Source organism: Pantoea sp. Ap-967, assembly GCF_011752565.1.
GTDB lineage: Bacteria > Pseudomonadota > Gammaproteobacteria > Pseudomonadales > Pseudomonadaceae > Aquipseudomonas.
In genome coordinates, this window is sequence record NZ_VWXK01000029.1 from 33580 (window position 1) to 46233 (window position 12654).

Consider the following 12654-nt stretch of genomic DNA (forward strand, 5'->3'; position numbering starts at 1 on the left):
TAGGAGCGGGCTTGCCCCGCGAACACCGGCGAAGCCGGTGCCACGCACCGCGCCGCCTGCTTCGCGGGGCAAGCCCGCTCCTACAAGGTCGAGGAGCTGATCTACCGGCTGAAACGCGGAATCGGCAACCCCAGGCTCTCACGCAGGGTATTGCCCTCATACGCCGTGCGATAAACCCCACGTTCCTGCAACAACGGCACCACCTCCTCGGTAAACCGGCGGAACTGCCCAGGGTGGCCAATATAGATGTTGAACCCATCCAGCGCCCTGGCCTCGAACCACTCGGCCATCTTCGCCGCCACCGTCCCGGCCGAGCCGACGAAAGCCCCAGGGCGCAACTGGCGCCCGAACTCGACGGCTTGGCGCAAGCTGAAACCCTTGTACCTGGCCTGGTCGGCGATGCGCTTGGCATTGGTGAAGAAGCTGCTGCGGGCAGACTCCAGGCTTTCTTGCGGGAACGGTGCGTCCAGGTCGTACTGGCTGAAGTCATGCCAGCCGAAATTACGCCCGAACTCCTTCAGCGCCAGTTCGAAACTGTGGTCGGCCTGGTGGTAATGGCGCTCGATTTCGCGGGCGTGCTCATCGGTATCGCCCACATAGATCTCCGCCCCCGGCAGTACCAGCAACTGCTCCGGGTCACGCCCCAGGCGCTCGGCGCGCGCCTTGATATCGCGGTAGAACGCCTGGCCCTGTTCAAGGCTGGCGGCATGGGTAAACACCACGTCGGCGGTGGCAGCGCCAAGCGCGCGGCCCTGTTCGGAATCGCCGGCCTGGAAGATCACCGGCTGGCCCTGGGGCGAGCGCTGGATGTTCAGCGGGCCGACCACTGAAAAGTGCTCGCCCTTGTGCGCCAGCGCATGCAGCTTGGCCGGGTCGAGGAAACGGCCAGTGGCCCGGTCCCGGGGGAAGGCATCGTCTTCATAGGAATGCCACAGGCCCTGCACCACCGCCACGTGCTCCTGGGCACGGCTGTAGCGGGTGTCGTAGTCGTAGTGCTCGTCCAGGCCATAATTGCCCGCGGTGCCGGCATCGCCGCTGGTGACCACGTTCCAGCCGGCCCGGCCCTTGCTGATCAAGTCCAGCGAGGCAAGCCGGCGGGCGACGTTGAACGGTGCGTTGTACGAGGTGGTCAGGGTGCCGACCAGGCCGATATGGCGCGTGCTGACCGCCAAGGCCGACAGCAGGGTCAAGGGCTCCAGGCGGTTCAGGTAATGCGAAGGCGAGCCGGGGGTGATGAACTGGCTGTCGACGATGAACATCAGGTCGAACAGCGCCGCCTCGGCTTGCCGGGCGATGTCGATGTACCAGTCTATGTTGACGCTGGCGTCGGCGGGCAGCTCAGGGTCGAGCCACAGGTTGTGCCGGCCCGGGCCGCCACAGCCCATGGTCAGGGCACCGAGTTTGATCTGTCGTTTGCTCATGGGAAGTCCTTTGAAATGGGTGTGGGCCCCTGCGCGGGGCAAGCCCGTGCCTGCACGCGAAGGGGCCGGTAGGGGTTGGCTCAATGTTCGATGGCGGCGCCGAACGAGGTGTCGAACAGGCTTGCCGCGGGGTAGGCCTTGATCAGCCCGAGCCCGGCGAAGAAGTCCACGGTCTTCTGCGCATCGGCAATCACTTGTGGGTTGAGCGGCGCCAGGTCGGTGCGCGCCCGGGCGAACCAGGCGCGGGCAATGTCACCGTCGGCGCGGGTGCGCTTGGCCCAGGCATCGGCGTAGGCTTGGGTGTGGGCCGGGTCGCTCAGGGTCCAGTCACGGGCCTTTTTCAGGCGCTGCAGGAAGTCGGCAATCTGCGCGCGCTTCTGCTCGGCCGAGGTACTGTTGGCCACCACGAAACTCTGCGCCGGGATCACCCCTTCGGCCGTGGCCAGCACCCGCGCGCCCTGGCGCTCTTGCTGGGTGACGTAGGGCTCCCAGGTGGCGATCACGTCCACCGAGCCGCCGTCGAGGGCGTGGGAGGCGTCCAGTGCACTGAGGTAACGCAGTTCCAGCGCATCACGTGGCACGCCGGCCTTGTCCAGGGCGCTGAACAACAGTTGCTGGCTCCACGAGCCCTTCCAGATCGCCGCACGCTTGCCGCGCAGGTCCTGCAGGCTGTGGATGTTCGAGTCCTTGCGCGCCAGGATGGCCACGCCTTCGAGGTTCTGCCGGCTGACCGCAATCACCTTGATCGGCGCGCCCAGGGCGCCGAGGAACAACGGCGGCGCATCGCCCAGCAGGCCGATGTCGAGGCTGCCGACGTTGAGCGCTTCGGCTACCGGCGAGCCTGCGGTGAACTGCTTCCATTCCAGGGTATAGGGCAGGTCGTCGAGCACCCCGGCCGCTTCCATCACGGCGCGGGCGTTGTAGCTCTGGTCACCGACCACCAGGGTCTGGGCGGCGGCGGCAAGGCTGAAGGTGGTGGCCAGCAGCGTGGCGGCCAATTGTTTGATGTAGCGCACGTTCGTCTCCAGATACCCGCTTGGGGCACATGAGCCGATCCGCGCGTGCGGTCTCGTCTTTGGTTGATTTATAGCCCAAAGGCATTAATTCGATATTTTTTATAATCTATAACGCGATAAGCGACCTGTGAAATGCACATTGGGCATAACCTCATGCCTTCAGGTATGGCAATTTCAAAACAAAACTGCGTGGCTGTAAATGCGTTATTTGCATATTAGCTTATGAGCATTTTGCATTTTGAGAATAGAAAGCAGGTTTGCTAGGGTTAACCGAAACCTGTAAGCCGAGCCTGAACCATGAGCCAGAACCTGCGCCCGGAGCGCTTGCGCCATTTCATCGACCGCCTTGCCGGGTTGCTCGACCAGCACCCCGATGAAGCCGCCCTCCTCGACCATGGCCAGCACTGGCTGGCCGAGCTGGTGGCCCATGACGACTGGTTGCCCGACGAGCTCGCGCAGCCCGACCCGCAGCGCTACCAGCAATTTCTGCTGCACTGCGACTCGCGCCAGCGCTTTTCGGTGGTGAGTTTCGTCTGGGGCCCCGGGCAACAGACGCCGATTCACGACCACCGGGTCTGGGGTCTGATCGGCATGCTGCGCGGCGCCGAACATTCGCAGGGCTTCGTGCGCGACGCCCACGGCGCGCTGCTGCCCCACGGCGCCCCGGTGCGCCTGGCACCCGGCCAAGTGGAAGCGGTATCGCCGCGCATTGGCGATATTCACCAGGTCAGCAATGCCTACGCCGACCAGGTGTCGATCAGCATTCATGTCTACGGCGGCAACATCGGCGCGGTGAAACGCGCGGTGTACGCCGTGGACGGCAGCGAAAAGCCGTTCATCTCAGGCTATTCCAATACCCGCCTGCCCAATATCTGGGACCTGTCCAAAGAGAACCCTGCCCCATGACGACTGTCACCACCCGCCATTACCACTCTATCCGCAGCGCCTTGCTGGCCCACCAGGAACTGGCCCTGATCGACGTGCGCGAAGAAGACCCGTTCGCCCAGGAACACCCGCTGTTCGCTGCCAATATTCCCCTGTCGAAACTGGAGTTGGAGGTCTACGACCGGGTGCCGCGGCGCAGCACCGCGATCACCGTCTACGACAACGGCGAAGGGCTGGCCGCCGTGGCCGCCCAGCGCCTGCTGGCCCTGGGCTACAGCGACGTGGCCGTGCTCGAAGGTGGCCTTGCCGGCTGGCGTGCAGCCGGCGGCGAGCTGTTCCGCGACGTCAACGTGCCGAGCAAGGCCTTTGGCGAGTTGGTGGAAAGCGTGCGCCACACGCCGTCGCTGGCCGCCGAACAGGTGCAGGCGCTGCTCGACGACAACGCCAACGTGGTGGTGCTCGACGCCCGCCGCTTCGACGAATACCAGACCATGAGCATTCCTGGCGGCATCAGCGTGCCCGGTGCCGAGCTGGTGCTGCGCGTGGCTGAACTGGCGCCGGATCCGACCACCCAGGTGATCGTCAACTGCGCCGGGCGCACCCGCAGCATCATTGGCACCCAGTCACTGGTCAACGCTGGTATCCGCAACCCGGTGGCGGCGCTGCGCAATGGCACCATCGGCTGGACCCTGGCCGGCCAGCAACTGGCCCACGGCCAGGAACGCCGCTTCACCGCGGTCAGCGACGCAACCCGCGCCAACGCCGCCCAGCAGGCCCGCGAGGTGGCGGACCGCGCCGGCGTGGTCCGTATAGAGCGTGCGGGCCTGGCCAGCTGGCAGGCCGAGGCCGGGCGCACCACCTACCTGTTCGATGTGCGTACCCCCGAGGAATACAGCGCCGGCCACCTGCCCGGCAGCCGCTCGGTGCCTGGCGGGCAACTGGTGCAGGAAACCGACCACGTCGCCAGCGTGCGCGGGGCGCGCATCGTACTGGTGGACGATGACGGCGTGCGCGCCAACATGAGTGCATCCTGGCTGGCCCAGATGGGCTGGCAGGTGGCGGTGCTCGACGGCCTGGGCGCGGCGGACTTCAGCGCCAGCGGAGACTGGCAGGCGCAGGTGCCCGCCCTGCCGGCGGCCAATGAAGTGGATGTGCAACAGCTGGCCAGCTGGCTGGCCGAGGACGGCACCGTGGTGCTGGACTTCACCGCCAGCGCCAACTACGTCAAGCGCCATATCCCCGGTGCCCACTGGGCGATCCGCGCCCAGCTGGCAGAGGCCCTGGAGCACCTGCCCGAGGCTCGCCGCTATGTACTGACGTGCGGCAGCAGCCTGCTGGCGCGCTTTGCCGCCCGCGACCTGCAAGCCCTGACGCGCACCCCGGTGTACTTGCTGGAGGGCGGCACTGCCCGCTGGATCGCTGCCGGGCAGGCGCTGGAAAGCGGCGAAACCCACCTGGCCGTGCCGCGCAGCGACCGCTACCGGCGCCCCTACGAGGGCACCGACAACCCACGCGAGGCCATGCAGGGCTACCTGGATTGGGAGTTCGGCCTGATTGCGCAGCTGGAGCGCGATGGCACCCATGGCTTCAAGGTGATCTGACGCCTGGCATCCTGTTCGGCCTTCCCTTCCTGACCCGCATGGCTGGCCCGAGGGCGTATACGCTGGCAGCGTACATGGCATATGCTCGGGCTAGTGTTCAAATAAAAAAGGCATGAGGTCGGACATGGATCTGAAGGAAGAACTGGCGCTGTTGGTTCGTCAGGAGCAAGCCCTGCAATTCGAGCACTTCGACGAGCACGTCGCCTGGAAACTGGGTTCGCTGCTGTACAACAAGGCAGTTGCCGAGCAATGGCCGTTGGTGATCGATGTACGGCGCTTCGATCGCCCGCTGTTTCTGGCCTCCACGCCCGGCGTCACCGCCGACAACCATGACTGGGTGCGGCGCAAGACCAACAGTGTGCAGCGCTTTCTGCGCAGTACCTACCGCATTGCCCTGCAGCTGAAACTCGAAGGCAAGGACATCACCCAGCGCTATCACCTGCCTGCTGCGGACTACGCAGGCTTTGGCGGTGGCTTTCCCATCAGCGTGCGCGGTGCGGGGGTGATCGGCTGCGTGACCGTGTCCGGCCTGCCCCACCGGCAGGATCACCAGGTGGTCGTTGAGGCCTTGTGTAGCGTGCTCAACCAGCCGCTGGCCTCCCTGGGCCTGCCACCTGAAGCGCTCTGAGTGCCGGGGCTGCTTTGCAGCCCATCGCGAGCTGCGCTCGCTCCTACGGGAGGGGGCGTGCGCAGGCCCTGGTAGGAGCGAGCGCAGCTCGCGATGGGGCCTCAAGCCGGGGCCAGCGCCTGCCGTAGCCAACCGATGAACTGGGCGAACAACTCCGATTGCGAGTTGATCGCCAGCTTCAGGTACAGGTTCTTGCGGTGCATGCGCACCGTCTCCGGGGAAATGCCCAGCTCATGGGCGGTGGACTTCACCGAATGCCCCTGCAGCACCATCTGCGCGACCTGGCGCTCGCGCTCGGTCAGCACCCCGCAACCGAAACTGTCGAATGCCGCCTGCACGTTGCCATTGGCCTGGGGCGCCTGCGCCAGGCCATGGCGGGCGAAGCGCAGCAGCAACTCGCGCACCATTGGCTCCACCGCCTGCAGCAGGTGCAGTTGCGCCAGCCCCAGGCGCGCGCCGCTGCAGCCTTGGAACAGGCTCAGGGAAAGCTTGCTGCCGTCACCCAGGTCAACGATGAAATAGCTGTCTTCACTGCAGCCGGTGCCCAGGTAATAGGCCTTGTAGTAGTCGCTGTCGAAGAAGTGATCGGGGGCGATGTCTTCAAGGTGGTAGAACCCCTGGGCCAGGCCTTTCTCCACGGCCAGGCAGAACGGGTCGAGCAGGTAGCCCGCCGCGTAATAGCGCTCCAGCACGGCCTCGTGGTAACGCGCTGGAATGCCCTGCTGATACAGCAACTGCGGCGGGTGGCCCTTGCGCTCGTGGCTGATCAGCATCGACTCGACGGCCACCAGCTGGCTGATGGCGGACGCCAGCCAGGCCAGTGCGTCCGGGCCCTCGCTGTGGGCGAAGGCCTGTTGCAGGGCGCTGTGCCATTGCTGCAGGGCATGAAACGGCAGGTTTATTGTGGTGTCTTGGTGTGCTCGGCTCATGCCCCGCAGTCTACCGGCCGGGGCACGCGCGCGCACCTGTGCGTGCAGGTGGGTCATTGGCCGTGGTACAGGCCTTGCTCGGTCAGCTCCTGCGCCGCCTCCAGGATGCAGCTGCGCAGGGTGTCGACGATCTGGTCGACCTGGGCATGGGTGATGATCAACGGCGGCGACATCACGTTCAGGTGCATGATCGGCCGCACCAGCAAGCCCTTGGCCTGGGCCCTGAGGTGAATGCGTTCACCGATGTTCACCGCGTCGGCAAACAGCGCCTTGGTGCGTTTGTTGGCAACGAACTCCACGCAGGCCATCAGCTTCATGCAGCGCACCTGGCCCACCAGCGGCAACTCGGCCAGGGTTTGCAGGCGCTGCTCCAGGTAGGCGCCGACCGTATTGACGTGGGCCAGCAGGTTTTCCCGCTCGATGATCTCGATGTTCTTCAGCGCCGCCACGCAGCACACCGGGTGCCCGCTGTAGGTGAAACCGTGGGTGAAACAGCGGCCCTTGCCTGGCTCGGCAATCACCTTCCACAGGCGCTCGGAGAAAATGCAGGCACCCAGCGGCAGGTAGGCCGACGTCAGGCCCTTGGCGGTGGTGATGATGTCGGGCACCACCCCGAACAGGGCCTCGGAGGCAAAGAAGGTGCCCAACCGGCCAAACGAGGTCACCACTTCGTCGGCGACGAAGAGGATGTCGTAGGTCTGGCATACCTGCCACATGCGCTGGAAGTAGCCCTTGGGTGGAATGATCACGCCGCCTGAACCCATGATCGGCTCGGCGAAGAACGCCGCGACGTTGTCGGCGCCCAGGGAAAGGATCTTGTCCTCGAACTCGGCCACCAGGAAGTCGAGGAATTCGGCCTCGTCCATGTCGTCCGCCGCCCGGTAGAAATTGGGGTTGGAGACGTGGTGGATCAGCTCGTGGGCGTAGTCGAACTCCGGCACCCGGTCGGCAGCCTTGTTGCCGATCGACATGGTCAGGCAGGTGGAGCCGTGGTAGGCATTGTAGCGGGCGATCACGTGCTTCTTGTGCGGTTTGCCACGGCAGTTCTGGTAGTACTGGATCAGCCGGTAGGCGGTGTCCACGGCGGTGGAGCCGCCGGTGGTGAGAAACACATGGTTGAGGTCGCCCGGCGCCAGGCTTGCGAGCTTTTCGCAGAGCTCGATGGCTTTGGGGTTGGCCATGTCGGAGAACGGGTTGGAGTAGGCCAGCTGGCGAACCTGGTCGGCGATTGCCAGGGCCATTTCCTCACGGCCCAGGCCGATGTTGGTGCACCACATGCCGCCAACGGCATCGAGGAAACGGTTGCCTTGGGTATCGGTGATGTAGGCGCCCTCGCCGGCTTCGATGTTCAGCGCGCCTTGCTCGGCGTGCTCGTCGAACATGTGGTAGCCATGCATGTAGTGGGCTTTGTCGGCTTTCACCAGCAGGTCGTTGCGCGGGGTGGCGGCCAATGGGCGAGTCGGGGTAGCCATAAGCGGTTCCTTGTCGGATCGGTACGGTGAAAGGTGTCAGATGCCGGTCTTGACCGTGCTCCAGACCCGGGTGATGGCGCGCATGGCCTGGGGGTCCTGGGATTTTTGCGTGAACAGCCGCTCGCGGGTTTGCGCGTCGGGGTAGATCGCCGGGTCGTTGCGAATATCGGCCTGCACCAGGGGCGTGGCGGCAGCGTTGCTGTTGGCGTAGTGGATGTAGTTGGTAACCTCGGCCATGGTGCTGGGCTGCAGCAGGTACTCGATGAAGCGGTGGGCGTTGGCCACATGGGGCGCGTCGTTGGGCAGGTAGAGGCTGTCGAACCAGATCAGCGAGCCTTCCTTGGGAATGAAGAACGAAAGTTTGATGTCCTTTTTCGCCTCCACCGCACGGGCCTGGGCGGTGGCGTAGTCGCCAGACCAGGTCAGGGCCATGCACACATCGCCGTTGGGCAAGCTGGTGAGGTAGTTCACCGAGTCGAATTTCTTGATGTAGGGGCGAATGCCCATGAGCACGTCCTGGGCCGCCTTGAGGTCGGCGGGCCTTGCGCTTTGCGGGTCTTTGCCCAGGTACTTGAGGGCCAGCGGGATCACTTCGCTGGGCGCGTCCATCACGGTGACCCCGCAGTCGGCGAAGCGCGAGACGATTTTCGGGTCGAACAGCATGGCCAGCGAGCCGATGGGCGCATCAGGCATGCGCTGCCTGATTTTGTCGACGTTGTAGGTGATGCCGGAACTGCCCCAGGTGTAGGGCGCCGAATAGCGCATGCCGGGGTCGAAGGCCTGCAGGCTCTGCACCACCTGCGGGTCGAGGTTGGCCCAGCTGGGCAGCCTGGATTTGTCCAGCGGCTGGAACACTCCGGCCTTTATCAACGGCGGCACCAGCGAGCCATTGAGCATCACCAGGTCGTAGCCGGAGCGCCCGGTCAGGAGTTTGGTCTGAACCGTTTCGTAGCCATCGAAGGTGTCGTAGATCACCTTGATGCCGGTTTGCTTTTCGAAATTGGCGAGGGTGTTTTCGCCGATGTAGTCCGTCCAGTTGTACAACCTGAGCGTGTTGCCGGTGTCTGCTTCACCGGCCAGGGTGGCGCCGGCGGTACAACACAGCAACAGGCTGGAAATCACCTTCAGCGTTTTGCGCATAGCAACTCCATCGTGTGATCAGGATCGGCTCGGCTGAGCGGATGGAGCCACTATCGGTGGGTTGGTGACGCAGGGCCATACCCCGAATGGGGGTGTGCCGGAGGTGGGGCTGCGCGATCGAGTTCGATGTCATCACATCCGAACTGACAGAAGCCAGCAGACAGAGCCTAGGGCCTTGGTATCACCTGCGATGACTCAAACCATCCCCTGCCCGTCTTCTTCATCCCCGTAGTACTTCACGCCGATACGAATGATGTCCCGCCCCTGCGCCTTGCGATGGTGGTTGGAGTCACGCAACGAGTAGATGCAACCGCAATATTCCTGCTGATAAAAGCGTTCACGCTTGCTGATCTCGACCATCCGCGCAGCGCCCCCGGCCTTGCGCCAGTTGTAGTCCCAATACTTGATTCCTGGGTACTTGGCCGCCGAGCGGTGGCCGCAGCCATTGATCTGCTGCATGTCCTTCCAGCGCGAGATGCCCAGCGAGCTGCTGATGACCGAGAAGCCATGCTCGTGGGCATACAGCGCCGTGCGCTCGAAGCGCATGTCGAAGCACATGGTGCAGCGCTCTCCCCGCTCGGGCGCCTGCTCCATGCCTTTGGCCCGGGCAAACCAGTTGTCGGTGTCGTAGTCGGCATCCACGAACGGCACATTGTGCTGTTCGGCAAAGCGAATGTTCTCGTCTTTACGCAGCAAGTACTCGCGCTCGGGGTGGATATTGGGGTTGTAGAAGAAGATCGTGTAGTCGATGCCCGACGCAGTGATGGCCTCCATCACTTCGCCGGAGCACGGCGCGCAGCAGGAATGCAGCAGCAGGCGGTCGGCGCCGTCGGGCAGGGTCAGTTTCGGTCGGTCGATGGGGGTCATGGGTGTTTTCCCTGGAAACGTGAACGCCAGGGAGAGACGTTTGCGCCTGTACCACGGTGCCCTGTTCCCTGACGTAAAAATTCGAGAAGGGGATTGTCAGGCATTCTCCGCTATGAGACAAACTCATTTTTCTCCAGCTGATCTCCAATTCTACTCATGATCGACCTTAGGCACCTGCGCACCATCCATGCCCTGCGCGAAACCGACAGCCTGCTCGAAGCAGCCGAGCGCCTGCACCTGACCCAGTCGGCGTTGTCGCACCAGTTCCGTGAATTGGAAGATCGTATCGGCATGGCGCTGTTCGTGCGCAAGTCCAAGCCGGTGCGCTTCACGAGCGCCGGGCTGAAGCTGCTGCAACTGGCCGAGCAGGTGCTGCCGCTGGTGCGCAGCAGCGAACGGGAATTGAGCAAGCTGGCCAGCGGCACCGCCGGCCGCCTGCACATCGCGATCGAATGCCATAGCTGCTACCAATGGCTGATGCCATCGGTGGATGAATTTCGCGGTGCCTGGCCTGAGGTCGAACTGGACCTGGCCTCAGGCTTCGCCTTCGCGCCGCTGCCAGCCCTGGAGCGCGGCGACCTGGACCTGGTGGTCACTTCCGACCCGGTGTCGCTGCCGGGCATCAGCTACGTGCCGCTGTTTGGCTACGAGGCGATGCTGGCCATCGACAACCACCATGCCCTGCGCGCCAAGCCCTATCTGGCCCCTTCCGACCTTGCCAACCAAACCCTCATCACCTACCCCATCGAGCGCAACCGCCTGGATATCTTCACCCGCTTCCTCGACCCCGCCGACATCGAGCCGGCCCAGGTCCGCACCTCGGAACTCACGGTGATGATGATGCAACTGGTGGCCTCTGGGCGTGGTGTCTGCTGCCTGCCCAACTGGGCCGTGCACGAGTACAGCTCACGCGGCTACGTGACAGCCAAGCGCCTGGGTGAGCAAGGCTTGCAGGCCACGCTGTATGCCGCCATTCGCAGCGACATGCTGGAAGTGCCCTACGTGAGCGATTTCCTGCTCACCGCCAAAGACATCTCGTTTGCCACGCTCGAAGGCGTCAACGTGGTATCGGGCCTGAACGTGGCCAAGCCCTGACCCCCTGCAGGTGCCAGGCAAAACCCTGGCGAAGGTTAATACCTGACAGCGATGTCAGTTATATGTCAACGTAGCGACTTCTTCCTGCACTGTGAACTATTCCACGCCGTTGAGTTAAAAACGGCGCATGGGATGTTCAACTGCGTGTGTATTTCAGGTTTTTACCCCCCTTCTCGCGTGAATCCCCCTCAGCCAACAAACCCAAAATGGCCTTTCGCCACTTAATCAAATTGTAACCAACTGCCCCTAGGGTGTCGTTCCTGACATCGGTGACAGCTTTCGAAGATTCCACGACGGGGCTCTCACTTCAGGTCGAAACAGTCGTGCCGACCGGCTCGACCGACGTAGAAACGGGGAGTGCCAGAGCAATGCGCAGTTGGGAAGAACCGAAGAAAAAACGCCTGCACATCGAGATCATTCCAATGATCGACGTGATGATGTTCCTGCTGGTGTTTTTCGTGCTGATCAGCCTGAACGTGATTCCGGCCCTGGGCATCAAGACCCAGCTGCCCGGCGCCGCGCACGCCCAGCAGCTCAAGCCGCAGAACAAGGCCGTGATTACCCTGGGCCTGGACGCGCGCCTGCAACTCGACGGCCAGGACCTGCCTGAAGATGAACTGGTCAGGCAGCTGAAGTCGCTGGAAACCGGCAGCGAGAAGCTGGTGATCATCCTCAACAGCGACCAGGGCGTGGAAGTGGGCCGGCTTGTGGCAGTGATGGACCTGCTCAAGAGCAATGGCTTCGCCTCCGTTTCCATCGCCACGCGCAAGTTGTAAGCCATGTCGGCCCTGTTCAAATCGCGAAAAGTACTCGCGTGCCTGCCGGCGATCTGCCTGCTGGCGGTGGCTGTTCACAGCGCCATGAAAGCGGACCTGAAAATTACCCCGAAATACGATGACAGCACCGTCGAGGTGGCGTTGATCGACCCGGCCGAGCTGCAACCGGAACCGGAACCGCCGCCACCACCGCCGCCCGAGCCGGTAGCAGAGCCACTGCCCGAACCGGACCCGGAGCCCGTGGTGCAGGTGCCGGAGCCGCCGCCCAAGCCCAAGCCGAAACCGCCTGAGCCCAAGCCGCAGCCACCCAAGCCCAAACCCCAGTTGGCGAAACCTGCGCCAATGCCTGCGCCGCAACCGGTTGCCAGCAACCCGGCGCCGGCCAAACCGGCCCCGGCACCGGCAGTGGCCAAGGCCGCACCGCCCCCGGCGCCACCGGCGGTGAACACCGCGGCACTGGAAAACAGCTACATCGCCGCCCTGCTGGCGGAGCTGGAGAAATACAAGCAGTACCCGCGTGGCCGTGAGGCCTCGCTGCAACGCCCGGTCGGCAACGTGGTGATCTGGTTGCTGGTCGACCGCAGTGGTGCCGTGCTCGATTCGGGCATTGAAAAGAAGGCCGCGAGCATGTTGCTGAATAAAGCAGCGCAAACCAGCCTGCGGCGCATCGAGCAAGTAAGGCCCTTTCCCCAGGCGGTATTCGAGGGCAAGGATAAGTACCGATTTACCGCGACACTTGTTTACAACATCGAAAATTAAAACCTGCCTTCTACGTGGGCGCGTGCGAACCGTGCCGCCTGGACTTTTTACAAAGGGGATGTGTG

The 12654-nt window shown here is 63.8% G+C and carries 12 protein-coding genes; 6 read left to right on the plus strand and 6 right to left on the minus strand.

Translation table 11 applies throughout. From position 1 onward, the window contains the following. Positions 1-101 precede the first annotated feature (101 nt). Positions 102-1421 (minus strand): LLM class flavin-dependent oxidoreductase, encoded by a 1320-nt coding sequence (locus tag F3J45_RS23725; protein WP_167068802.1) that lies wholly within the window; start codon positions 1419-1421, stop codon positions 102-104. A gap of 80 nt (positions 1422-1501) precedes the next feature. Then, entirely contained in the window at positions 1502-2437 is a 936-nt protein-coding gene (locus tag F3J45_RS23730; RefSeq protein WP_167068805.1) for an ABC transporter substrate-binding protein, read from the minus strand. A gap of 297 nt (positions 2438-2734) precedes the next feature. On the opposite strand from F3J45_RS23730, the gene F3J45_RS23735 reads away from it, so the two are divergent. From F3J45_RS23735 to F3J45_RS23745, 3 genes are all read left to right on the plus strand, one after another. Then, positions 2735-3343: a cysteine dioxygenase gene (locus tag F3J45_RS23735; RefSeq protein WP_167068808.1), complete on the plus strand. Its 609-nt coding sequence runs from the start codon at positions 2735-2737 to the stop codon at positions 3341-3343. Next, positions 3340-4923 carry a rhodanese-related sulfurtransferase gene (locus F3J45_RS23740; protein ID WP_167068812.1) on the plus strand — a complete coding sequence of 528 codons (1584 nt, stop codon included), beginning with the start codon at positions 3340-3342 and terminating at the stop codon, positions 4921-4923. The genes F3J45_RS23735 and F3J45_RS23740 overlap by 4 nt, the downstream gene beginning before the upstream one ends. A gap of 124 nt (positions 4924-5047) precedes the next feature. Then, the gene (locus F3J45_RS23745) at positions 5048-5551 is read left to right on the plus strand and encodes a heme-degrading domain-containing protein (RefSeq protein ID WP_167068815.1); all 504 of its coding nucleotides are present in this window, start codon (positions 5048-5050) and stop codon (positions 5549-5551) included. Between the two features lie 101 nt (positions 5552-5652). On the opposite strand, the gene F3J45_RS23750 is transcribed toward F3J45_RS23745, so the two are convergent. The 4 genes from F3J45_RS23750 to F3J45_RS23765 form a co-directional block, all read right to left on the minus strand. Continuing rightward, on the minus strand, positions 5653-6480 hold the full coding sequence (locus F3J45_RS23750; RefSeq protein ID WP_167068817.1) for a helix-turn-helix transcriptional regulator: 828 nt from the start codon (positions 6478-6480) through the stop codon (positions 5653-5655). Positions 6481-6533: 53 nt separating this feature from the next. Next, a complete protein-coding gene (locus F3J45_RS23755; protein ID WP_167068820.1) occupies positions 6534-7952 on the minus strand; it encodes an aminotransferase in 1419 nt (472 codons plus the stop codon). A 36-nt stretch (positions 7953-7988) separates the two neighbouring features. Further along, on the minus strand, positions 7989-9092 hold the full coding sequence (locus F3J45_RS23760) for a polyamine ABC transporter substrate-binding protein (protein WP_167068823.1): 1104 nt from the start codon (positions 9090-9092) through the stop codon (positions 7989-7991). Between the two features lie 195 nt (positions 9093-9287). Further along, positions 9288-9959 carry an epoxyqueuosine reductase QueH gene (locus F3J45_RS23765; protein WP_167068826.1) on the minus strand — a complete coding sequence of 224 codons (672 nt, stop codon included), beginning with the start codon at positions 9957-9959 and terminating at the stop codon, positions 9288-9290. A 156-nt stretch (positions 9960-10115) separates the two neighbouring features. Here F3J45_RS23765 and F3J45_RS23770 point away from each other — a divergent pair, with 156 nt between their 5' ends. The 3 genes from F3J45_RS23770 (at position 10116) to F3J45_RS23780 (ending at position 12589) form a co-directional block, all read left to right on the plus strand. Then, the gene (locus F3J45_RS23770; RefSeq protein ID WP_167068829.1) at positions 10116-11054 is read left to right on the plus strand and encodes a LysR family transcriptional regulator; all 939 of its coding nucleotides are present in this window, start codon (positions 10116-10118) and stop codon (positions 11052-11054) included. 368 nt (positions 11055-11422) lie between these two features. Further along, the gene (locus F3J45_RS23775) at positions 11423-11830 is read left to right on the plus strand and encodes a biopolymer transporter ExbD (RefSeq protein ID WP_167068832.1); all 408 of its coding nucleotides are present in this window, start codon (positions 11423-11425) and stop codon (positions 11828-11830) included. A gap of 3 nt (positions 11831-11833) precedes the next feature. Next, positions 11834-12589 carry an energy transducer TonB gene (locus F3J45_RS23780; RefSeq protein WP_167068835.1) on the plus strand — a complete coding sequence of 252 codons (756 nt, stop codon included), beginning with the start codon at positions 11834-11836 and terminating at the stop codon, positions 12587-12589. Positions 12590-12654 lie beyond the last annotated feature (65 nt).

Coding starts and splice junctions, on each gene's coding strand:
- F3J45_RS23725 (WP_167068802.1), bottom strand. CDS start 1,421: ATGAGCAAACGACAGATCAAACTCGGTGCCCTGACCATGGGCTGTGGC.
- F3J45_RS23735 (WP_167068808.1), top strand. CDS start 2,735: ATGAGCCAGAACCTGCGCCCGGAGCGCTTGCGCCATTTCATCGACCGC.
- F3J45_RS23740 (WP_167068812.1), top strand. CDS start 3,340: ATGACGACTGTCACCACCCGCCATTACCACTCTATCCGCAGCGCCTTG.
- F3J45_RS23745 (WP_167068815.1), top strand. CDS start 5,048: ATGGATCTGAAGGAAGAACTGGCGCTGTTGGTTCGTCAGGAGCAAGCC.
- F3J45_RS23750 (WP_167068817.1), bottom strand. CDS start 6,480: ATGAGCCGAGCACACCAAGACACCACAATAAACCTGCCGTTTCATGCC.
- F3J45_RS23755 (WP_167068820.1), bottom strand. CDS start 7,952: ATGGCTACCCCGACTCGCCCATTGGCCGCCACCCCGCGCAACGACCTG.
- F3J45_RS23760 (WP_167068823.1), bottom strand. CDS start 9,092: ATGCGCAAAACGCTGAAGGTGATTTCCAGCCTGTTGCTGTGTTGTACC.
- F3J45_RS23765 (WP_167068826.1), bottom strand. CDS start 9,959: ATGACCCCCATCGACCGACCGAAACTGACCCTGCCCGACGGCGCCGAC.
- F3J45_RS23770 (WP_167068829.1), top strand. CDS start 10,116: ATGATCGACCTTAGGCACCTGCGCACCATCCATGCCCTGCGCGAAACC.
- F3J45_RS23775 (WP_167068832.1), top strand. CDS start 11,423: ATGCGCAGTTGGGAAGAACCGAAGAAAAAACGCCTGCACATCGAGATC.
- F3J45_RS23780 (WP_167068835.1), top strand. CDS start 11,834: ATGTCGGCCCTGTTCAAATCGCGAAAAGTACTCGCGTGCCTGCCGGCG.